The organism is Neptunomonas antarctica, from assembly GCF_001305295.1.
Taxonomy (GTDB): Bacteria; Pseudomonadota; Gammaproteobacteria; order Pseudomonadales; family Balneatricaceae; genus Neptunomonas; species Neptunomonas antarctica.
The window spans coordinates 21279-42100 of sequence record NZ_LJSI01000046.1; the positions used below are offsets into that span (position 1 = coordinate 21279).

Annotated in this window: 21 protein-coding genes; 9 read left to right on the forward strand and 12 right to left on the reverse strand. The window is 45.0% G+C overall.

Annotated features, from left to right (window positions below):
- Positions 1–20: 20 nt before the first annotated feature.
- Both argB and slmA read left to right on the forward strand, forming a co-directional pair.
- Entirely contained in the window at positions 21–923 is a 903-nt protein-coding gene (gene argB / locus Nant_RS12065) for an acetylglutamate kinase (RefSeq protein WP_054341916.1), read from the forward strand.
- A 10-nt stretch (positions 924–933) separates the two neighbouring features.
- Positions 934–1533, forward strand: coding sequence for a nucleoid occlusion factor SlmA (slmA, locus tag Nant_RS12070; RefSeq protein ID WP_054341917.1), 600 nt, complete (start codon positions 934–936; stop codon positions 1531–1533).
- Positions 1534–1610: 77 nt separating this feature from the next.
- Here slmA and Nant_RS12075 read toward each other — a convergent pair whose 3' ends face one another.
- The 4 genes from Nant_RS12075 to gpmI form a co-directional block, all read right to left on the reverse strand.
- Positions 1611–2456 carry a divergent polysaccharide deacetylase family protein gene (locus tag Nant_RS12075; protein WP_054341918.1) on the reverse strand — a complete coding sequence of 282 codons (846 nt, stop codon included), beginning with the start codon at positions 2454–2456 and terminating at the stop codon, positions 1611–1613.
- Complete coding sequence (locus Nant_RS12080; protein ID WP_238377134.1) at positions 2453–3808, reverse strand: S41 family peptidase; 1356 nt, start codon at positions 3806–3808, stop codon at positions 2453–2455. The genes Nant_RS12075 and Nant_RS12080 overlap by 4 nt, the downstream gene beginning before the upstream one ends.
- A gap of 36 nt (positions 3809–3844) precedes the next feature.
- Positions 3845–4945 carry a murein hydrolase activator EnvC family protein gene (locus Nant_RS12085; RefSeq protein ID WP_162224945.1) on the reverse strand — a complete coding sequence of 367 codons (1101 nt, stop codon included), beginning with the start codon at positions 4943–4945 and terminating at the stop codon, positions 3845–3847.
- 76 nt (positions 4946–5021) lie between these two features.
- A complete protein-coding gene (gene gpmI, locus Nant_RS12090) occupies positions 5022–6572 on the reverse strand; it encodes a 2,3-bisphosphoglycerate-independent phosphoglycerate mutase (protein ID WP_054341920.1) in 1551 nt (516 codons plus the stop codon).
- 197 nt (positions 6573–6769) lie between these two features.
- On the opposite strand from gpmI, the gene Nant_RS12095 reads away from it, so the two are divergent.
- The 3 genes from Nant_RS12095 to secB are packed head-to-tail and all read left to right on the forward strand — an operon-like array spanning position 6770 to position 7933.
- The gene (locus Nant_RS12095; RefSeq protein ID WP_054341921.1) at positions 6770–7189 is read left to right on the forward strand and encodes a rhodanese-like domain-containing protein; all 420 of its coding nucleotides are present in this window, start codon (positions 6770–6772) and stop codon (positions 7187–7189) included.
- A gap of 3 nt (positions 7190–7192) precedes the next feature.
- Positions 7193–7444: a glutaredoxin 3 gene (grxC, locus tag Nant_RS12100; RefSeq protein WP_054341922.1), complete on the forward strand. Its 252-nt coding sequence runs from the start codon at positions 7193–7195 to the stop codon at positions 7442–7444.
- Between the two features lie 15 nt (positions 7445–7459).
- Entirely contained in the window at positions 7460–7933 is a 474-nt protein-coding gene (gene secB, locus Nant_RS12105; RefSeq protein ID WP_054341923.1) for a protein-export chaperone SecB, read from the forward strand.
- A 115-nt stretch (positions 7934–8048) separates the two neighbouring features.
- On the opposite strand, the gene Nant_RS12110 is transcribed toward secB, so the two are convergent.
- The 6 genes from Nant_RS12110 to glnA all read right to left on the reverse strand — a co-directional run bounded on the left by Nant_RS12110 (position 8049) and on the right by glnA (position 14044).
- A complete protein-coding gene (locus tag Nant_RS12110; protein ID WP_054341924.1) occupies positions 8049–8594 on the reverse strand; it encodes a FlgO family outer membrane protein in 546 nt (181 codons plus the stop codon).
- Between the two features lie 10 nt (positions 8595–8604).
- On the reverse strand, positions 8605–9270 hold the full coding sequence (locus Nant_RS12115; protein WP_054341925.1) for a hypothetical protein: 666 nt from the start codon (positions 9268–9270) through the stop codon (positions 8605–8607).
- Positions 9271–9377: 107 nt separating this feature from the next.
- On the reverse strand, positions 9378–9842 hold the full coding sequence (gene trmL / locus Nant_RS12120) for a tRNA (uridine(34)/cytosine(34)/5-carboxymethylaminomethyluridine(34)-2'-O)-methyltransferase TrmL (protein ID WP_054341936.1): 465 nt from the start codon (positions 9840–9842) through the stop codon (positions 9378–9380).
- A gap of 53 nt (positions 9843–9895) precedes the next feature.
- Positions 9896–11320, reverse strand: coding sequence for a nitrogen regulation protein NR(I) (gene ntrC, locus Nant_RS12125; protein ID WP_054341926.1), 1425 nt, complete (start codon positions 11318–11320; stop codon positions 9896–9898).
- A gap of 4 nt (positions 11321–11324) precedes the next feature.
- Positions 11325–12386, reverse strand: a complete 1062-nt coding sequence (gene glnL / locus Nant_RS12130; protein ID WP_054341927.1) for a nitrogen regulation protein NR(II) — start codon at positions 12384–12386, stop codon at positions 11325–11327.
- A 251-nt stretch (positions 12387–12637) separates the two neighbouring features.
- Complete coding sequence (gene glnA / locus Nant_RS12135; RefSeq protein ID WP_054341928.1) at positions 12638–14044, reverse strand: glutamate--ammonia ligase; 1407 nt, start codon at positions 14042–14044, stop codon at positions 12638–12640.
- Positions 14045–14413: 369 nt separating this feature from the next.
- On the opposite strand from glnA, the gene typA reads away from it, so the two are divergent.
- From typA to dtd, 3 genes are all read left to right on the forward strand, one after another.
- Positions 14414–16231 carry a translational GTPase TypA gene (gene typA / locus Nant_RS12140; RefSeq protein WP_054341929.1) on the forward strand — a complete coding sequence of 606 codons (1818 nt, stop codon included), beginning with the start codon at positions 14414–14416 and terminating at the stop codon, positions 16229–16231.
- Between the two features lie 119 nt (positions 16232–16350).
- Positions 16351–17301, forward strand: a complete 951-nt coding sequence (pip, locus tag Nant_RS12145; protein WP_054341930.1) for a prolyl aminopeptidase — start codon at positions 16351–16353, stop codon at positions 17299–17301.
- Positions 17302–17307: 6 nt separating this feature from the next.
- The gene (dtd, locus tag Nant_RS12150; RefSeq protein WP_054341931.1) at positions 17308–17748 is read left to right on the forward strand and encodes a D-aminoacyl-tRNA deacylase; all 441 of its coding nucleotides are present in this window, start codon (positions 17308–17310) and stop codon (positions 17746–17748) included.
- 133 nt (positions 17749–17881) lie between these two features.
- Here the strand turns inward: dtd and Nant_RS12155 are convergent, their stop codons facing one another.
- Together Nant_RS12155 and Nant_RS12160 are read right to left on the reverse strand one after the other, a co-directional pair.
- Positions 17882–18580: a tRNA-uridine aminocarboxypropyltransferase gene (locus Nant_RS12155; protein ID WP_054341932.1), complete on the reverse strand. Its 699-nt coding sequence runs from the start codon at positions 18578–18580 to the stop codon at positions 17882–17884.
- A complete protein-coding gene (locus tag Nant_RS12160; protein ID WP_054341933.1) occupies positions 18581–19087 on the reverse strand; it encodes a hypothetical protein in 507 nt (168 codons plus the stop codon).
- A gap of 689 nt (positions 19088–19776) precedes the next feature.
- Here Nant_RS12160 and Nant_RS12165 point away from each other — a divergent pair.
- Positions 19777–20622, forward strand: a complete 846-nt coding sequence (locus Nant_RS12165) for an HDOD domain-containing protein (RefSeq protein WP_054341934.1) — start codon at positions 19777–19779, stop codon at positions 20620–20622.
- The last annotated feature ends 200 nt before the right edge of the window (positions 20623–20822 follow it).

The window sequence follows — 20822 nt, forward strand, 5'->3', positions numbered from 1 at the left end:
TTTTTTGGAGTAGATCACACATGCCTTTAAATCGTGAACAGGCAATGAAAACGGCTGAAGTGCTCAGTGAAGCCGTTCCTTATATACAGCGTTTTGTTGGTAAAACTATCGTGATCAAATATGGCGGAAACGCCATGACCGACGACAAACTAAAAAATAGTTTTGCGCGTGATATTGTCATGATGAAATTGATCGGTCTGAACCCTATTGTGGTACATGGTGGTGGGCCGCAAATCGGTGATTTGCTAACAAAGCTCAACATTGAATCACACTTTATCAATGGCATGCGGGTAACTGATTCCAAAACCATGGATGTGGTTGAAATGGTACTGGGTGGCATGGTCAACAAAGAAATTGTTGGTCTGATCAACCGCAACGGCGGTAAAGCGATCGGCCTTACCGGTAAAGACGGTGATTTGCTGCGTGCCCGAAAACTTCGGGTTAAACATAAGACCCCCGAAATGGAAGCACCGGAAATTATCGACATCGGCCATGTAGGTGAAGTGGAACATGTCAATACAGCGGTGCTCGACATGCTAGCCGATTCTGATTTTATTCCCGTGATTGCTCCGATTGGTGTAGGTGCTGATGGCGCTTCGTACAACATCAATGCTGATCTGGTTGCCGGCAAATTGGCCGAAGTACTCAAAGCAGAAAAACTGATTTTACTTACCAACATTGCGGGTTTATTAGACAAAGAAGGTAATGTGTTAACCGGGCTGTCGACTCAACAAGTAGATACGCTCATTGAAGATGGAACTATTTATGGCGGCATGCTGCCCAAAATTGATTGCGCACTCAGCGCCGTAAAAAGCGGTGTTACCAGTGTTCATATTATTGATGGCCGTGTGGAGCATTCCTGTCTTTTGGAAATATTTACTGATGAAGGCGTAGGCACGTTGATCTCAAACAGCACCTTGTAGCAGGACTCACATGAGCGAAAATAGCAAAGTATCCCGAAGCGAGCAAATTTTGCAGGCGCTCGCCAGAATGTTGGAAATCAATCACGGTCAGCGCATTACAACAGCCGCTCTGGCAAAGGAAGTAGGCGTTTCAGAGGCCGCTCTGTACCGCCACTTTCCGAGCAAAGCACGTATGTTCGAAGGTCTGATTAGCTTTATTGAAGATACCATTTTCTCTCGTGTGAACCTCATTACGGGTTCAGAAAGCCCGGCCATTCGTCAATGCGAGCAGATTTTAACACTGGTACTGGCTTTTGTTGAGCGAAACCCGGGGATGGCACGCATCCTGACAGGTGATGCCTTATCCGGCGAAACAGACAGGCTAAGGCACCGCGTACATCAGTTTTTTGAACGATTGGAAACACAATTAAAACAAGTTATGCGTGAAGCAGAGTTCAAAGAAGGGCTACGCACCGAAACAACAGCGAGTATTACATCTAATCTAATGATTGCTGTGATAGAAGGCAAAATCCGTCAGTTTGTCAGAAGCGAATTTCAACGCAAGCCGACTGAACATTGGAACGACCAATGGACTCGACTCTCCTGTGGTTTATTTCGTCCGGCTAGTTAAACCAGTTACTATCAGATATTTTCCATCACAGAGCCGTTAGCAGATAGCTCCTTACAGGAAAAAACAAGCACGCAAGCTCATTCACACTGATGACCGTCCGATAGATCACAGCCAGATAAAGGTTGTGGATCAGTCGACTGTAACTCTCTTTCTATTTCAGCCAAGAGCGCTGTTTGCTGCTGCAACATCAGCAGCGCAGGCGCAGAAACCAATTGAATACCCGCCTCATCCAACGCGGGAATAGCCTCTTCCAGAAATTCTGTAGTGACTGGGTAAGGATGACCAATCACTACAGCATAGCCATGTTGTCGAGAAAGCTTAACCGCCCTGATAAATTGCTGACGCAAAGACGCAACGCTTTGCTGATTATCCAAAAACACATCTCTGCGCAATGCAGGCACACCTTCACTGAGTGCTACCTCCCACGCAACACTGTCTCTTGTCGTACGGCTATCCAGAAAGAAGAGACTGCGTGATTTAGCAACATCCATTACCCATTTCATGGGAATGCGCTGGCGAGTCAGCAGGCTCCCCATATGATTATTCAGGCCCACGGCAAAAGGAATAGCGTCCAGATTATTATTCAACACCTCTTTGAAGCGAGTTTCACTCATATCTGGCGTTAGCGCACCGGGCCCAAGCTTCAAATGCTTAGTATTAGACATCGGTGCATGCAGCATCACGTCTTTGCCAAGACTATTCGCAGCACGAGCCAACGTTTCACCATACGCCGAATGAGGCAATACGGCATAGGTTATCGGGCCGGGCAACGCCAGTGCTGCCTGCCCCTGAGCCAGATTATTACCGATATCATCTATGACAATAACAATGCGCGGCTGCACTGTATCCAAACTGTCTGCATGGCTGGTCACACTGAAAAAACAACAGACGCTACCCATAACACAGAGCAAATATCTGATCATTCAGGCGCTGCCACTTTCCCCACAATGCTCAATGCCTTGAGAAGATTAAGCGCCTCATACAACTGATAATCCCGTTCAGACAAGCTTTTACCGGCAGCATCCAACTCGGGATCTTTAGACTCATCAACCTGACCATTAAATAAGTGACCAGACAGATCTTTTTCTTTAGTAAACAGACGCCCCTGCACTGTCGTTAACTCTGCATCTTCAACCACAACATCTGGCTGAATTCCCTGCGCCTGAATCGACCGCCCGCTCGGCGTAAAATAACGCGCAGTCGTTAATTTTAGTGCTCGATTATCCGTCAATGGCAGTATCGTTTGCACCGAGCCTTTACCGAAACTGCTCGTGCCCATAATCACTGCGCGCTTATGATCCTGCAGCGCTCCGGCAACAATTTCTGATGCGGAGGCCGATCCACTATTAATAAGCACCACCATCGGCACACCCGTAAGGAGAATGTCATCAGTTGCCATAAATTCGGTATCTGAGCTAGCTAAGCGCCCTTGCGTGTACACAATCATGCCTTGATCAATAAAGGCATCCACGACTTCTACCGCCGCCTGAAGTACGCCTCCGGGATTATTACGCAGATCCAGAACCACACCTTTCAGAGACCCGTTTTTTTCGATTTTTTGCAGTGCACTTTTCAGATCCGAACCTGTATTACCCTGAAACTGCGTAATCCGTACATAAGCGTACTCTTCTCCCAGCATCCGTTGCTTGATGCTGGTAACCTTAATGACGGCACGAATAACGCTAATATCCAAAGGCTTTTCTTGACCTTCACGCAGGACAGTCAAAACGATTTTCGTGCCAGGTTTCCCCCGCATCCGACTAATAGCACCATCCAAGCCCATACCTTTAACCGGCTCACTATCGATACGGGTGATAAGATCTCCAGGCTTAATCCCCGCCTTCACCGCCGGTGTATCGTCAATGGGCGTAATCACCCGAATAAATCCATCTTCCAGACTGATTTCTATACCAACACCACCAAACTCACCCGTGGTATGTTCTTGCAGTTCTTCAAAGGCATCAGGTTCAAGATAAGATGAGTGAGGATCCAGGCCCGCAATCATACCGCGAATAGCATCTTCCAGAACTTTAGCATCATCAACCGGCTCGACATATGAACTCTTAATACGATCAAAAACCTCACTGAAACGTCGTAATTCTTCCAACGGCAACGTCTTTACGGATGACGTTGGAACAGATGAACCCTGCACAGATTGCTCTGCGGCGCTTGCAGCCCAGGTAACACTCCCTAGACTCAAACTAATTGCTAAACTCATTATTAAACTCGGCCCGATGCTTTTAACAACGCTGATCGGCTTTGACGAACATTTCATGCTTGCCACCCTTTTTATAGAACACATATCTTATCCTTAACGGCCGACGAACCAACGTTTAGGGCTAATTGCTTTACCTTTATATCGGATCGCAAAATACAGACCCGGTTCACTATTTCCACCACTACTACCTAATGTCGCTACCGATTCACCTTGCGACACCCAATCACCCGTTTCTTTCAGCAAACTATCATTTTGACCATATAAACTCATATAACCATCACCATGATCAATTATGGTTAACAAACCATAGCCTCTCAGCCAATCTGAGAACACTACCCTGCCATGATGAACGGCAGAAACAGCACCGCCTGTTGTGCCCGCAAGCAGCACACCATCGTAACTAAGATTGTCCTTTACACTACCATAAGCGCGGAGAATTTTACCTTTAACCGGCCAGTCCAATTTACCTTTTAAGCTATCAAAGGTTTTAGTATTTTGCGTAAGATTGGCCGACGATATCGACTTTTCAATATCACTTAATAGTTTTTCCAAGCGTTTCTGATCTGCTTGCAACTGCTTTAATTGCTTTTGTGATCCATGTATCTGTTTATCAAGTGCCGTAAGCGTCTGCTTTCGCTGCTTTCGTAATGCTTCAAGGGTAGCCAGTTTATTCTTTAGTGCATCGCGATTTTCAAGAATAGCCTGCTGGGTTGTATCAATGGATAGGTATGTTGATGTTAATTGATGCAACAGCGTTTGATACTGCTTCTGTTCCTTAGCCTGTGCAGCACTGTAACGATCATAGTATTTCATCATCCGGGATACCTGCTCAGGATCTCGTTGATTCAATAACATGAACAGCCGGGGTTGTGGGCCTAGTCGGTACTGCTGCCGGACAAGTTGACCCAAACGCTCAGAACTCTCTCCAAGCTTTTGTTCAAGGCGTGATTTCTCTGCCTGAAAACCCGAAAGGTCGACAGTTAACGTGCTTAGTTCCTGATCCAGTCCGTAAATCAGCTTACCAAGTCCACTGATCTCCTGTTCAGTTGTAGCTAGTTCCTTGGCGGCTGAACTCTGCTTTTTCTGATCCCGCTTCAGCGCTGAATTTACCTGCTTAATGCTTTTTTTCAGAGAATCGAGTTGAGACGCCGTTGCTTTTTGCTCGGCAGCAAAAACCTCAGGAGCAACATACATACTCAAAACCACCCACAGGAAAAAAAACAGACAGACACACAGTTGTGAAAAAGGCCGCTGCTGCGACCTCATTGATCTATTCAATGCTTGCAAGGTTATGACCCGTCATTTCGGCTGGCTGAGGCAGTTCCATCAACGCCAAAAGGGTCGGTGCCAAATCACACAGCGCGCCACTTCGCAAAGAGAGTTTAGCCTTACGTGGCCCATCATAGATCAGAGCGACCGGAAAATTAGTATGTGCGGTGTGTGGCTGTCCTGACGTAGGATCGCGCATCATTTCGACATTACCATGATCAGCGGTAATTAAGGTCTCACCTCCGACTTCAGCCATCGCATCCAATACACGCGCCAAACAACGATCCACCGTCTCAACTGCTTTCACTGCCGCATCAAATACACCAGTGTGACCTACCATATCGCCATTGGGGTAATTACAGATGATCAAATCATATTTTCCACTTTTAATCGCCGCAACCAACTTATCGGTTAACTCTGGTGCGCTCATTTCAGGCTGCAGGTCATAGGTAGCCACCTGAGGCGACGCTACCAGAATACGTTCTTCACCTGGATAAACAGCTTCTTGCCCGCCATTGAAGAAGAAAGTCACATGCGCATATTTTTCCGTTTCAGAGATACGTAACTGCGTTTTCCCCTGCCCTGAAATATATTCACCCAGATCATTCACAATGGTTGCGGGGCTATAAGCACAGGAAGCAGGAATATCAGCGGCGTACTCTGTCATCATGACAAATTCAGCCAGAGCTGGTTGATGTGTGCGCACGAAACCCGTAAAGCTATCTTTTTCAACAAAGGCACGGGTTATTTCTCTGGATCGATCCGGACGAAAATTCGCGCAAATAACCGCATCACCATCACTAATAACGCCGACAGCCTTACCCTCTTTTTGAATCACAGTAGCTTGTACAAATTCATCGTTTTCATTTCGCGCATAAGCCGCATCTAATGCGTCCAGCGCAGAATTAGCAACGCAAACTGATCGTCCTGCCGCCATAGCATCGTAAGCCAATTGCACCCGATCCCAACGATTATCACGATCCATCGCATAATAACGCCCAACGATGGTCGCTACGCCACCAACACCCAGCTCGGCAAATAACGCCTGGGTTTTTTCCAGAGAGGGTTTAGCTGAACGAGGGGGTGTATCACGACCATCAAGGATAGCGTGCAGATATACCTTATCGACTCCTCTTTTCACTGCCATTCTAATCAATGAAAAAATATGTTCTTCATGGCTATGGACACCACCCGGAGACAATAAACCAAAAATATGCACCGCTTTGTTGTGCTCAATCGCTTTATCCATTGCGGCAGTGAGAACAGGATTTTCGTAAAAGTCACCGTCAGCGATAGCCTTGGATATACGCGTGAAATTCTGATAAACAGGGCGACCTGCACCTATATTCATATGGCCCACTTCAGAATTACCCATCTGTCCATCGGGCAAGCCAACAGCCAGGCCCGACGTTGCAATACGGGAATTTGGATTGTTAGCCAATAACGCATCCCAGGTCGGCGTATGTGCCGCCTCAATAGCGGAAGAAGCCGTTGACTCAATGCCAAAGCCATCCAGGATAATCAGTGCTTTTGGTATACGTATATCACTCATATGAATTCAGGCCCGTTTTGCGTATAAAAAGATTTTCGTCTAAAGATGATGACATATTTTACGTTGAATCCCTGCAATTGGCGAACAGCTCCTTGCAATTCCCCTTTCCCTCTTATGTGGGACGCCCGAGCATTGTATAATCATGCCTTCAAAATGAGGTGCCGATTTCGCGGCGTTATGACGGGTTAGGAAACATAATGGAACGATTGATAGAATTTGCCACTAACAACTACATGTTGGTAGCGGCTTGGGTATTAACCCTTTTGATGATTATATGGTATGAAGGTCAAAAGGCAGGCAAATCTGTTTCGACAGCCATTGCCACGCAGCTCATTAACAAACAGGATGCGGTACTGATTGATATCCGTACAAAAAAAGAGTGGGATACCGGTTATATTACAGGTTCAAAACATATCCCGCTTCCCGATCTTACGAATCGCATCAACGAAGTTGAAAAGTTCAAAAAGAACCCCGTCATTGTAGTCTGCAATATGGGACAAACAGCCGGTTCAGCCACAAAACTGCTAAAAGCAGCGGGCTTTGATAATGTCGTGCGCCTGCAAGGCGGTATAGCAGAATGGAAAGCCCAGAGCCTGCCTATTGTTAAAAAGGCCTGAGACATGAAAACCATCATTTACAGCTCCGACTGGTGCCCCTTTTGCGTCAATGCAAAAAGGCTACTGGACCAAAAAGGTGTAAAATACGAAGAGATCAAGGTTGATACCCAACCTACTAAGCGAGCGGAAATGGTGAAACTCAGCGGACGCACCAGTGTGCCGCAAATTTTCATTGGTAATACGCATGTCGGCGGGTGTGATGAGTTATACGCACTCGAAAGACAAGGTCAGCTCGACACACTTCTTTCAAAATAAGATTAAGGACTTAACATGCCAGAAAATGATCAGGCTGTTCAACAGCCAACAGGACCACAGTTTTCTATTCAGCGTATTTATGTCAAAGACGCTTCGCTGGAAACGCCAAACAGCCCGCAAATTTTCACGAAAAAATGGCAACCTGAGATTAATCTGGAGATGAACACCCGGACGACACCTCTTAGCCCAGAACACTTCGAAGTTGTTCTGACGTTGACCGTTACCGTAAAAAACGAAGAAGATACTGCATTTCTGGTAGAAGTCCAGCAAGGCGGAATTTTTCAGGTTGCCGGCATGAATGAGCAGGAAGTAGGCCATACGCTGGGCGCTTTCTGTCCAAATTTACTCTTCCCTTATGCTCGCGAAACCATTGATTCCCTGGTGACTAAAGCGAGCTTCCCGGCTCTTATGCTGTCACCTGTCAACTTTGATGCCCTGTATGCTCAACAGTTACAACAGAAAGCTACCCCACCAGCAGAACAACACTAATCACGCTGGATACTGCAAGCCCAGAAGCTCTGAGCTTGCAGCAATCTCTTCTCTTCAGATGAAAAAGACGTAAAAAAGCCGGCTAATATAGCCGGCTTTTTATACAAAGTTCTCTCTAACGACCGACCGTCAACATTTTCCGGATATCCCTGTTCAACGGTAAACGAAAGTCATGTGAAGATAACACCCGACTGTCCATCACACTAACAAGTCGCGCATTAACATAAACATACTCACCACCGATGGCGTATGTACCCACCAGTACCGCCTGAGCATCATGCTCTGCACTGACACTGCGTAACTCGCGTGACAACATAAATTCACCAAGGCGAGGTTGCATAAAAAGACTATCGCGCAGACGAACTTCCATCACATTATAACCACTACCGACTAACTCTGAGGCGACGGTATCACCTACCAACCTCCCAAAAGTAGAAGATTGCTGCAGATCATCAATATTAACAAAACTGGTCGACAGAATCGTACGCTCTTTCGATACGCCTTGAATGCCGCTACTCAACAATGCAGCACTGGCATTACCCACCACCTCGACCAAATTTACTTTTGCATCAACGACACGCACTGATTTATCTGAGGCGCAACCGCTCAATAATAGAACACTGATAACAGCCGCCGCTTTTATCCACGATAAGCGTTTCATATCTCTCTCCTTAATGATCGGTTACACGAATCGTCCGCACTGTTGATATCGGCTTTTCAGGTGCCATATAGTGATCTTTATCACCTGGATTGATGTAATAGATATTAGTTGAGGAGTGCAGTAATTTACCCTGCTGTGTAACCCGCGTCGTGATCGCTATTTCATGCGTCGATTCAGATACAACATTACCGATGAGCATATCACCTGCCACAGCCATAGGAATAAGTGCTAATGCAGGTTCAGCCCAACGATTATAAGGAATAGTCGCTACGGCAACGCCTGCGGCCAATACTGACAAGGCGCCTTCAGGCGGCCGAATCATACCGCGATCTTTATGCTCAATCAGATTAACATCATAGCTAACCTCAGCAGCGGCATTAGAAGACACCATCACAGAGCCACCGCCATTGACTAATTCGCTGATCAGCAACTGATGAAATGTCTGGCCAAAAGGTGATCCATCATCCCCACTCACGAACACAGACTGCCCATTTAGCGCTTGTAAAATACCTTTAGCTTCATTATCAGCCAGTACCTGCCAATGATGAGCGGCCTGCATTTTATGCTGTTCGCTAATAGGGTATGTTGTAGCAATGGGAGCCTGGGAAGTATGTGCATAAAAACACCCAGGTAATGCCAGCGTTATTGCGCTTAACAGAATAGTTTTCCTTAACATTGTCGTATCCTTGAATAACAAATTTCAAATTCACACGTATATTATACTTTTTACTGACAGAGGTACACGACACCTCTATCCGTGGTAAAACCTGCGTCAACAGTCACTTAAACAGCCCCCGAATACCCCTGCTGTTGCCATGCTTCATACACAACAATAGCGCAAGCATTAGAAAGATTCAGACTTCTGTTTCCCTCACACATCGGTAGTTTAATACATTGTTCAACAGGCAAGCTGTCACGGACATCTTGAGGCAAGCCCCTGGTTTCAGGCCCAAAGAGCAAAACATCACCTGCACTAAAGCTCACATCACTGTGAAAAAGATGCCCTTTTGTTGTCAGCGCCCATACTTTTGGGGAGCCTAACTCACTCAGACAGGCTTGTAATGACTCATGCACTCGTAGTGCAGAAAATTCATGGTAATCCAAACCCGCGCGCCTCAATCTTGCATCATCAAGTTCAAAGCCGAGCGGTTTGATTAAATGCAGGTGAAAGCCTGCATTTGCACATAAGCGGATTATATTACCGGTATTTGGCGGTATTTCTGGTTCAAATAAAACGACATGTAACATAGCATTTCCCATTGAAAGGTCTCAGGTACTATTATACCGCCACACACCTTAAATCACTCGTCCTCTGCAGTATCGATAACTAAACTAAGATCTTTGATTTTACGCGTGAGGGTATTACGTCCCCAGCCTAGCAACTCGGCGGCATCGCGGCGACGCCCAGCCGTATGCTTTAAAGCGGTTTCAATCATGATTTTTTCAAAAGCAGGCATGGCCGTATCGATAACCCCCCGACACCCGGCACTTAGTTGCTGATCCACCCAGTTTCGCAGAGCATGCTCCCAATTAGACGTGGTGACCTCAACAGCATTCTGCTGTCCAATCAGCTCAGGAGGCATATCTGACACTAACACTTCCCGGCCAGAAGCCATAACCGTCAACCAACGACAGGTATTTTCCAACTGTCTGACATTGCCCGGCCACGCCAGATTGCACATAAAAGCTTCTGTTTCAGGCTTAAGTACTTTAGGCTCGACATTCAACTCTTCTGCCGAACGCAGGAGAAAATGTCGCGCTAAACGAGGAATATCTTCTCTGCGCTCAAATAGCTGCGGGATATGAATACGAATAACATTCAAACGATGAAACAGATCCTCCCTAAAGCGCCCCAGCTTAACCAACCCCTCAAGATCCTGATGTGTTGCGGCAATAATACGCACATCGACTTTGACGGGTACATGCCCTCCCACCCGATAAAACTCACCATCAGCTAACACTCTTAGTAAACGGGTTTGGGTTTCTGCCGGCATGTCACCAATTTCATCCAGAAACAAGGTACCACCATCCGCTTGTTCAAACCGACCATGGCGCACAGTAGCCGCGCCAGTAAAGGCCCCCTTCTCATGACCAAACAATTCCGATTCAATAAGATCCTTGGGGATTGCTGCCATATTCAAGGCAATAAATGATGATGACGCCCGAGGGCTATGCTTATGCAATGCAAGCGCTACCAGCTCTTTACCTGTGCCTGATTTACCGTTTATCAGTACGGTAATATTTGACTGAGACAAACGTCCAATCGCCCTGAAGACTTCCTGCATGGCTGGCGCTTCACCAATAATTTCTGCAGTATCAACCTCAACGGGCTCAACACTCTCCTGCCTCTGCTCATAAGCATGCTCAACCGCTCGGGTCACCAGCGAGACCGCATCATCAATATCAAACGGCTTAGGCAAATATTCAAAAGCACCACCCTGATAAGACGCCACAGCACTGTCCAGATCAGAATGTGCCGTCATAATGATAATCGGCATATCCGGATGTGTTTGATGAATGCGTTCAAGCAACTGTAATCCATCAATGCCCGGCATCCGTATATCACTGATAACCGCATCGGGCGCTGTTTTTTCCAACTGCTTTAATACATCATCGGCTTTTTCAAAAACGTGCGTCTCTATGCCAACCTTACTTAATGCTTTTTCAAGCACCCAGCGGATAGACCGGTCATCATCGACTATCCAAACGTTACCGGACATTTTCATTACATTACTCCAAAGGGATATTAAGCGTTAAGCGAGTACAACCGGGCGCACTACTACATTCGATAAGCCCATGATGCTGATTGATAATCGACTGAGCGATTGACAAGCCCAGCCCTGAACCGTCGGCCCGACCGCTGATCATAGGGTAAAATACGGTATTTAAAATTTCCGGAGGTATACCCGGGCCGTTATCAATAATATCCAGACAACAAACAAGCCGATGTCTTTCAGAACCCAGAGTGACTTGTCGCTTTGCTCTGGTTCGAAGTGAAATTTTGGGAGCAACGACAGCATTTTCCTGCAGTGATTGCATCGCATTACGCACGATATTTAAAACAGCCTGGATCAACCTCTCAGAATCGCCGGTAAACTCCGGAATACTCGGATCGTAATCTCTGTGTAGCTCTATTTGTCCTGCACATTCAGCATTAACCAATGCACAAACACGCTCTAAAACTGCATGAATATTAACCTGTTCCAATTTCGGCAACTTATGTGACCCTAATAACCGATCAACCAGATTTCTTAAACGGTCAACCTCTTCAATGATAATGTGCGTATATTCATGTAACGATTCATCTTCTAACTCCCGCTCCAACAACTGCGCAGCACCGCGTATACCCCCGAGTGGATTTTTAATTTCATGCGCCAACCCTCTTACCAAGTTGCGGGTAGCCGCATGATGCGACAGCAACTCTTCTTCTCGTTCTATACGTAACAAGCGATCACGTGCCTGAATTTCAATCAACAGCATGGGGCTATTTTGCAAAGGTAAAGGATTGACACTGTAATCAACCGTCAACTCCCTTCCCGAAAAAGTGATGAGCTTAGCTTCTCTACGTGTATAGGGATGACCGGAATGAATAGAGGCTTTTAATACCGCCAACTCATCAGGATCACTGGTAAGCCACTGCTCAACACCACAGAGCTTTAGTCTTTTTATCGTGGCCTCCAGCAGCATTTCTGCAGCAGGGTTCATATAATCAATACATAACCGCTCATCCAGAAGAATCACACTGGTAGATAAGTTTTCTAGCGTCTGTTTATGTGTTTGTTTTCTGAACATCCGCACGATCACCTGATATATTTATAAACCATAAGTAAAACAAGCAAAATAAGCGCCAACTTATGAATAACCGACAATGTATTAACACCAACGCCACCACAGGGCATAACTCTATACGGATGAAACGGCGTAACAATTTACATATAATGTTGCGCACCATTATAGTGCAAAAATAAAAACTGCATACCAACGACCCAAAAGTAAGCACGCATAAAAAAACCTCCCAAAGGAGGTTTTTTAAATAAGTTCAACTAGCAAGAGTAATACAGATCATACTCCATTGGGTGAGTTGTCTGGTTTACCTTATCAACTTCAGCCTGCTTCACTTCAATGTATGCATCCAGCATATCATCAGTAAATACATTACCACGTGTCAGGAACTCACGGTCAGCATCCAGTGCAGCCAGGGCTTCACCCAAAGAACCACACACTTGTGGAATCTCTGCAGCTTCTTCCGGCGGCAAGTCATACAGATCTTTATCTGCAGCATCACCAGGGTGAATTTTATTCTGAATACCGTCCAGACCCGCCATCATCAGTGCAGCAAAGCACAGGTATGGGTTGGCAATTGGATCCGGGAAACGTGTTTCAATACGACGTGCTTTTGAAGTCGTAACGTATGGAATACGAATAGAAGCAGAACGGTTACGTGCAGAGTAAGCCAGCATAACAGGCGCTTCAAAATGCGGAACCAGACGCTTATAGGAATTCGTACCTGGGTTCGTAATCGCATTCAACGCTTTAGCGTGTTTGATGATACCGCCGATGTAGTACAGAGCTGTTTCGCTCATGCCTGCGTAAGCATCACCTGCAAAGATGTTAACACCATCTTTAGACAGAGACTGGTGAACATGCATACCAGAACCGTTATCACCAACGATTGGCTTAGGCATAAAAGTGGCTGTTTTGCCGTAGGCATGAGCAACATTATGTACGCAATATTTAAGAATTTGAACTTCGTCAGCTTTTTTAATCAGCGTGTTAGCGCCTACACCAATTTCACACTGACCCGCCGTTGCTACTTCATGATGATGAACTTCAACATCCAGTCCCATAGCAGTCATTGCGTTGCACATGTTACCACGCAAGTCATGTAGGGAATCGACTGGAGGAACTGGAAAGTAACCACCTTTAACACGTGGACGGTGACCAGAGTTACCGCCTTCATATTTGTTGTTTGAAGACCATGCAGCTTCTTCAGAAGTAATAGTGTAGCCACAACCACTCATTTCATTATGAAAATGCACTTCATCAAATACGAAAAATTCTGGCTCTGGACCAAACATGGCGGTATCAGCAATACCTGTAGACTTCAGATACTCTTCTGCACGACGCGCAACAGAACGTGGGTCACGCTCGTAACCCTGACCCGTTACCGGCTCAACGATGTCACAACGAACAATGACAGTAGACTCTTCAGAAAATGGATCCAATACAGATGCACTATCATCTGGCTGAAGAATCATGTCTGATTCGTTGATGCCTTTCCAACCTTCAATAGAAGAACCGTCAAACATCTTACCTTCTTCAAAGAAGTCATCACCCATCTGATGAACAGGAATGGTGACGTGATGCTCTTTACCTTTAGTGTCAGTGAATCGCATATCAACCCACTTAACATCATTTTCTTCTATTAACTTCAGAGTCTTTTCTGACATTTGGCTCTCTCCACATAATAATTTGCCAGACGCGCTTACTATCCGGTCCTGTAAATATCGGCCTTAGCCGGCTTAACAATCTACGAAGCAACTAGTATGCCAACACTTAAGTACTTAATTTCGGGACACTAGAAGCCAGCCTCGAATAAAAAACGCACCAAAACAAACCATACGGAATAAATTACGCACCAAAAAGGCGCACTAATACAGTCTACATAACTCACTCATGCATCCAATAACATCATACTCCAACGCCTATCAAAGTTCTTGTGGAAAAAGACTTAGAAAGAGCATGATTAATCAGGATCAACTGAACAAAATTGAGTGTATAATGTTTGTTTTATGAACAATATCTACAGGTACTTCCACGTGATTGATAAGCTGAGAAATATCGCCATCATTGCCCACGTTGACCATGGTAAAACAACATTGGTTGATAAACTGCTGCTGCAATCAGGCACACTGACACGCCGTGATGAAAGCACTGAGCGCATTATGGACTCCAACGACCAGGAGAGAGAGCGCGGCATAACCATTCTGGCGAAAAATACAGCCATTGAGTGGAACGGCTACCGTATCAACATTGTTGATACACCGGGACACGCCGATTTTGGTGGTGAGGTTGAACGCGTACTATCCATGGTAGATTGCGTATGCTTGCTGGTCGATGCTGTTGATGGCCCTATGCCACAAACACGTTTCGTAACGCAAAAAGCATTTAGCCAAGGCCTGAACCCAATCGTCGTCATCAATAAAGTTGACCGTCCGGGCGCTAATCCAGATCGCGCTGTTGATCTGGTCTTTGACCTATTTGATTCTTTAGGCGCGACTGACGAGCAGCTCGATTTCCCGATCATCTACGCCTCTGCCATTAACGGCATAGCCGGTCTGGAACATGACAACCTTGCAGAAGACATGACGCCACTGTTCGAAGCAATTGTTAAACACGTAAAACCACCACAAGTGGATGTCGACGGACCTTTCCAGATGCAGATTTCAGCACTGGACTACAATAGCTACGTAGGCGTTATTGGTGTTGGCCGCATAACTCGCGGTAACGCGAAGATGAACCAGCAAGTCAAAATTATTGGCGCTGACGGAAAAATCCGCAGTGGCAAAATCCAAAAAATCATGGGTTACCTTGGTCTGGAACGTGTCGATGTTACGACAGCCCGTGCTGGCGACATCGTCTGTGTTACTGGCCTGGAAGTACTAAGCATTTCCGATACACTCTGTGATCCGGATAATGTAGAAGCACTACCGCCGTTGTCCGTAGATGAGCCTACAGTATCGATGACCTTCCAGGTAAACGATTCTCCCTTTGCAGGCAAAGACGGTAAATTCGTTACCACTCGTAATATCAAAGAACGTTTAGAACGCGAACTGATTCATAACGTTGCTCTTCGTGTGGCACCAGGCGAGACTCCGGATAAATTCCGCGTATCAGGTCGTGGTGAGCTACATCTGTCAGTACTGATTGAAAACATGCGCCGCGAAGGTTTCGAGCTGGGCGTGTCTCGCCCAGAAGTTATCCAGAAAGAAGTGGATGGTGTAATCCATGAGCCTTTTGAAATAGTCATGATTGACGTTGAAGAAGCTCATCAGGGAAGCATCATCGAAGAAGTAGGTAAGCGCGGCGGTGATATGAGTAATATGGAAGTGGATGGTACCGGGCGTATCCGTCTGACTTTCCTGATTCCATCACGCGGCTTGATTGGTTTCCGTAGCCAGTTTCTGACAATGACATCTGGCACAGGTATCATGACGTCTATTTTTGATCACTACGGCCCGATCAAAGCATGTGAAATGGCGTACCGCAGTAATGGCGTATTAGTCACCATGGTAACTGGTAAAGCGCTGGGTTATTCGCTCTTTAACTTACAGTCACGCGGACGTCTTTGTATTGCACCGAACGTTGATGTCTACGAAGGTATGATCCTTGGTATCCATACGCGTACCAACGATTTAGCAGTTAACCCTATCAAAGGTAAACAGCTAACCAACGTACGTACATCCGGTACTGATGACAACATTCAGCTGACGCCACCTATCCGCTTCACGCTGGAACAAGCGCTGGACTTTATTGAAGATGACGAATTGGTTGAAGTAACACCTAACCATATTCGTTTACGTAAAAAGTTCCTCACAGAAAATGAGCGTAAACGTCATTCTCGTAGCGGCAAATAAACCGACTTAAATCAAAAAGGCGACTATCAAGTCGCCTTTTTTTCGCCTATTGATTCCCTTCTTATACCTCCGCATTTTATACTTGAAACCAGTCTCACTGTTTTAGTTAAGGATTCTCCATGCGGACACTTTATCCAGATATTCATCCCTACCAAGAACACCAGCTCAAAGTTGATTCACAGCATACTCTTTATATTGAGGAGAGCGGCAATGCTGAAGGGATACCTGTTCTATTTGTTCACGGAGGCCCTGGTAGCGGCACGAGCGGTGCCCAACGCCGTTTCTTTAACCCTGAGAAATACCGGATTATCCTTTTCGACCAACGCGGCTGCGGTAAATCAACACCTCACGCAAGTCTTGAAAATAATACAACTCAAGCATTAATCGCCGATATGGAAAAAATACGGCTACTACTTAATGTGGATAAATGGTTATTATTTGGAGGATCCTGGGGCTCAACTTTAAGCCTGCTTTATGCTCAGCACTACCCAGAACAAGTATCAGGTATGATTTTACGTGGCGTCTTTCTTTGCCGCCAACAAGACATCCACTGGTTTTATCAACAAGGCGCCAGCGCAATATTTCCGGATTACTGGCATGACTTTATCAGCCAGATTCCGAATGCAGAACACGAGGACTTACTAACCGCATACCATAAACGTTTAACATCAAAAAATGAAATTGAACGCATGGCGGCCGCTAAAGCCTGGTCCATTTGGGAAGGCCGCTGCTCAACACTCGACCCTAATCCTAATATTGTTGAGCATTTCGCGGACCCTCATACAGCTCTGTCGATGGCACGCATCGAAGCTCATTACTTCAGACACAACGCTTTTATCCTGCAAAATCAAATTATTGAGCACGCACACAGTATCGCGCACATCAGAACGATTCTGGTACATGGCCGCTACGATATGGTTTGTCCTGTTGAGCAAGCTTATACACTGCATCAAGCCTTACCTAATGCAGAACTTCATATAGTAAGGGATGCAGGACATTCAGCCTTCGAAGCAGGTACGACTGATAATCTGGTGCGTGCTACTGATGACTTCGCACGATCAAGAGCTTAATTTAATATGAAAGGTTTAATCCAACGTGTTTCAGCGGCGTCCGTGGATGTTGCAGGCGAACGCATCGGTGATATTGGCCCTGGAATTCTGCTATTGCTAGGGATAGATAAACACGATTCTGAAATGGCCGCAGATAAACTTCTGAAGAAAATATTAGCGTATCGTATTTTTGCTGATAAGGAAGGGAAAATGAACCTGAATCTTCAGCAAACCGGCGGTGGGCTGCTTATTGTTTCTCAGTTCACATTAGTAGCAGACACAGGTAAAGGCTTACGCCCCGGTTTTTCGAACGGAGCATCTCCTGAAAAAGGTCTGGCACTTTATGATTATTTTATAGAACAAGCCAGATCACTTCATAATCCAGTACAAACAGGCAGGTTTGGTGCTGATATGCAGGTCAACTTACTCAATGACGGGCCTGTTACATTCATGCTGGAAACCCATTAACGACTGATAACCCAACCATTAAAAAATAAAAAAATAACAAAATAGCAGACTGGCTGAGCTGAAACCTGACCTGACCTGAAACATAGGAGGCGAAGCTCAGCAAGCCGTCAACTACCCCAAAGAGCATAGCTCTTTACCCTTCTATAGCCTGTAACTTAAGTAGTCGCGCTCTTGCCTGTTGCGAAACTTTACTCATATCAACCGATCGGCGTGATGCGTAATACTGAGCGTTAAACAGGTCAAAATATGCATCCAGCACATCTGCACTATGAAGATCATTGACCTCTCTCAGCATGGCAACACCTACTTCAGCAGTACATAGGTAATGCTCTTCGGCAGATTGCCGCAAATGATAGCGGGAAACCGCTTCAGTACGTGGCTCCATCACCGGTATATCGTCAAGATAACGACTCAGCCTGAACATTCTCCGCGCCTGCCGCCAGGTTCCATCCAGAATAATAAAAGCAGGTATTTTATCTGAAAGAGCGGTACTACTGAGCATTCGATGTTGATAATCATCCCCTGAAGGGAAAACAATACAGGGCGCATAAGTGTCATCAGACAACACTTTGAGAAATGCCGGATCAGGCTCTGTTCGTGACCACCTAAACACTTTGGATTCTGCAATCGAATCAACAATCAAACGTCCTGTATTCGTTGGTTTATAAATTTCATCATGATGCGTTAATAGCCAAAATACAGCTTTAGCCTTGACCATAGGTTTATCAGAGCAAATACAGCTTAACAACGGTAAAAAACATTCGTCACAACGATCTACCTTTGAACCACGTGCGTTGAAAGGCTTACGAGGAGCATTAGGGTCAAAAGCCACTTATTGCAACCTCGATGGAGCTTGATCATTAAGATCAAAAAGAGAGGCGGCGACACCCCAGTCCAGCTGTAAACAACCATTATGCATCCAAAATAAGATCTGATGCATTTCCTGATGAGTCAACATGCTGAAGCCAAACATTTCATCCTGATCACCGACAAAAAAACCAAGACGATAATTACCTTGCAGAAAACTGATATCGAGACGACGTAAAATGGTTGCATGATAGTCTGTATGAATTAGACGAACATCCTGCCGGACCGTTTGAGTTTGTTGTGCTTTATCGTGCTCAAACTGAGCCATGGCAGCTTGATGCTCTAAAGGAACCTGGCTTACCGTTTCAGAGGTTTGCTGTACTAATCGTGGTGCAGCTTCAAGTAACTTTAACACCAGGCGTCGGGTCAGCCAAAAATCTACACGTTCCTGACCATTATCAAGATTTCCAATCAGGCGAATACGGTCTTCAACAGGATCAAAATGAAACGAAAGCGACACAATGTTTATCATCGACAACCTGATTTACAGCGCATTTTAAGTAGCGAGGATAGCTGATCACCTGTTGTAGTTATAAAGCTGACAATTTTCACGTCCCCTCCGTTGTAAAATGATGCTCTACTGGCTTATGTGCAATAGTTTAATTAATAGTCTCTTTAATACCCTTAAAATCCTTAGGGTAACGACGAATAACTGCTTTAACGTAACTAAGTTTTCATTACCTAAACAAAGCAGTCACTCATATTCAACCGTCATCTTCACCCGTTTACACTTATCGAAAAAATTATGCCTAAGAGGTGGAATAAACACAATAAACTAGCGGGTTATCTCTCATTTAATCCAGCCTTCATCCCATATCATTCCGGTTACAGGCATCTTATTGATTTTTATAGTAACTATGATTTATGCACATATACAATATCGACCTAACTACAATCTGAGGGAGGTTAAAACATCAATAGAATCGATATTGTAATACTAAAATACATGAGTACATCACTTTTTCAGTGACTTCTTAGTTATTTTATTCCTACTCGGCAAACAACTTAAAAATCTCAAAACAGTAACTACTAATAGATATAGTTACCTGTTACTAACCTCCTACCTGAAGACTTTCCATTAGCCCTCTTTTTTATATTAGCTCCTATACAATACGAACTAATGAACTATGCTTAGCACTCATGTTATAAAAGGATTTTGCCATGCGCGAAATTACGACCCCTATATTAAAATTCACCATACCTAGCCGCCCAGATACTCTTATCAAGCTCAACGAGTTAATGTCGAACGACAACCCCGATATTGACCTTGTCATATTACTACTGAAACAAGATGCAGGACTCTATTCAATAGTTTTAACTACCGTTAACGCCCCTTGCTTCGGCGTAAAAAATAAAATCACTTCAATATCCCATGCTATTATTTTACTAGGCTTACCGCGCTTATTCAGCCTGGTTAAACTAGTCGTATTAAAAAACACTCTATCCCAAAAAGCCCCCATAGAGCGATTTTGGGATACCGCATCTGAAGTAGCCTCAATCACTCACACTCTGACTTCTCGCTACACCAAACTTGATTGCGACAATGCTTACACAATAGGGATGCTGCATGACTGCGGAGTGCCTATGTTAATGCAGGCAGATTCAAACTATAAAAACACACTGAGAGAAACTCACGGACAAGGCACAAAAGCACTTTTAGATATTGAAAAAAAGCTTTATGGAATAGAACATTTTACGCTAGGCGCAAAGCTTGTAAATAAATGGAAAATGCCGTCAGATGTTTATAAAACGATACTATTACAAGCCAGTTTTCCTGAAATACTTTTAAAATACAAATCACGGGCTGATGATGCAATGATGTATTTATCATTACTTTCAATGGCCAAAGATATTAGCAAAGGCTATCGACATTTCTGGAGACTGGATGGAGACAGCACACTCACTCCCGAAATCCTAGCTTGCCTGGAGTACATAGGACTCTGTGATTATGATTATCTCGACTTGAAAGAAGAATTTATCGATACACTTGAAGACACAGTAAATTAAAGATAATAATTTTCCACATTTTCATCGAATAGCGTAAACCACCTCAATAATGAACTAAAGAAGCGTGTTTCATCATTTACTGCTATTTAATTATCATGCTGTTGGTTATTTTCAGCAGTGCTCTGCTTTCACTTCCTACCCAAACGCTAACTTCCAGACATAAAAAAACCCTGACCGTTACCGGTCAGGGTTATCTTATT

What these genes read in the sequence shown, in the direction of transcription:
- argB (WP_054341916.1), top strand. Translation starts at nt 21, where the DNA reads ATGCCTTTAAATCGTGAACAGGCAATGAAAACGGCTGAAGTGCTCAGT.
- slmA (WP_054341917.1), top strand. Translation starts at nt 934, where the DNA reads ATGAGCGAAAATAGCAAAGTATCCCGAAGCGAGCAAATTTTGCAGGCG.
- Nant_RS12075 (WP_054341918.1), bottom strand. Translation starts at nt 2,456, where the DNA reads ATGATCAGATATTTGCTCTGTGTTATGGGTAGCGTCTGTTGTTTTTTC.
- Nant_RS12080 (WP_238377134.1), bottom strand. Translation starts at nt 3,808, where the DNA reads ATGAAATGTTCGTCAAAGCCGATCAGCGTTGTTAAAAGCATCGGGCCG.
- Nant_RS12085 (WP_162224945.1), bottom strand. Translation starts at nt 4,945, where the DNA reads ATGTATGTTGCTCCTGAGGTTTTTGCTGCCGAGCAAAAAGCAACGGCG.
- gpmI (WP_054341920.1), bottom strand. Translation starts at nt 6,572, where the DNA reads ATGAGTGATATACGTATACCAAAAGCACTGATTATCCTGGATGGCTTT.
- Nant_RS12095 (WP_054341921.1), top strand. Translation starts at nt 6,770, where the DNA reads ATGGAACGATTGATAGAATTTGCCACTAACAACTACATGTTGGTAGCG.
- grxC (WP_054341922.1), top strand. Translation starts at nt 7,193, where the DNA reads ATGAAAACCATCATTTACAGCTCCGACTGGTGCCCCTTTTGCGTCAAT.
- secB (WP_054341923.1), top strand. Translation starts at nt 7,460, where the DNA reads ATGCCAGAAAATGATCAGGCTGTTCAACAGCCAACAGGACCACAGTTT.
- Nant_RS12110 (WP_054341924.1), bottom strand. Translation starts at nt 8,594, where the DNA reads ATGAAACGCTTATCGTGGATAAAAGCGGCGGCTGTTATCAGTGTTCTA.
- Nant_RS12115 (WP_054341925.1), bottom strand. Translation starts at nt 9,270, where the DNA reads ATGTTAAGGAAAACTATTCTGTTAAGCGCAATAACGCTGGCATTACCT.
- trmL (WP_054341936.1), bottom strand. Translation starts at nt 9,842, where the DNA reads ATGTTACATGTCGTTTTATTTGAACCAGAAATACCGCCAAATACCGGT.
- ntrC (WP_054341926.1), bottom strand. Translation starts at nt 11,320, where the DNA reads ATGAAAATGTCCGGTAACGTTTGGATAGTCGATGATGACCGGTCTATC.
- glnL (WP_054341927.1), bottom strand. Translation starts at nt 12,386, where the DNA reads ATGTTCAGAAAACAAACACATAAACAGACGCTAGAAAACTTATCTACC.
- glnA (WP_054341928.1), bottom strand. Translation starts at nt 14,044, where the DNA reads ATGTCAGAAAAGACTCTGAAGTTAATAGAAGAAAATGATGTTAAGTGG.
- pip (WP_054341930.1), top strand. Translation starts at nt 16,351, where the DNA reads ATGCGGACACTTTATCCAGATATTCATCCCTACCAAGAACACCAGCTC.
- dtd (WP_054341931.1), top strand. Translation starts at nt 17,308, where the DNA reads ATGAAAGGTTTAATCCAACGTGTTTCAGCGGCGTCCGTGGATGTTGCA.
- Nant_RS12160 (WP_054341933.1), bottom strand. Translation starts at nt 19,087, where the DNA reads ATGATAAACATTGTGTCGCTTTCGTTTCATTTTGATCCTGTTGAAGAC.
- Nant_RS12165 (WP_054341934.1), top strand. Translation starts at nt 19,777, where the DNA reads ATGCGCGAAATTACGACCCCTATATTAAAATTCACCATACCTAGCCGC.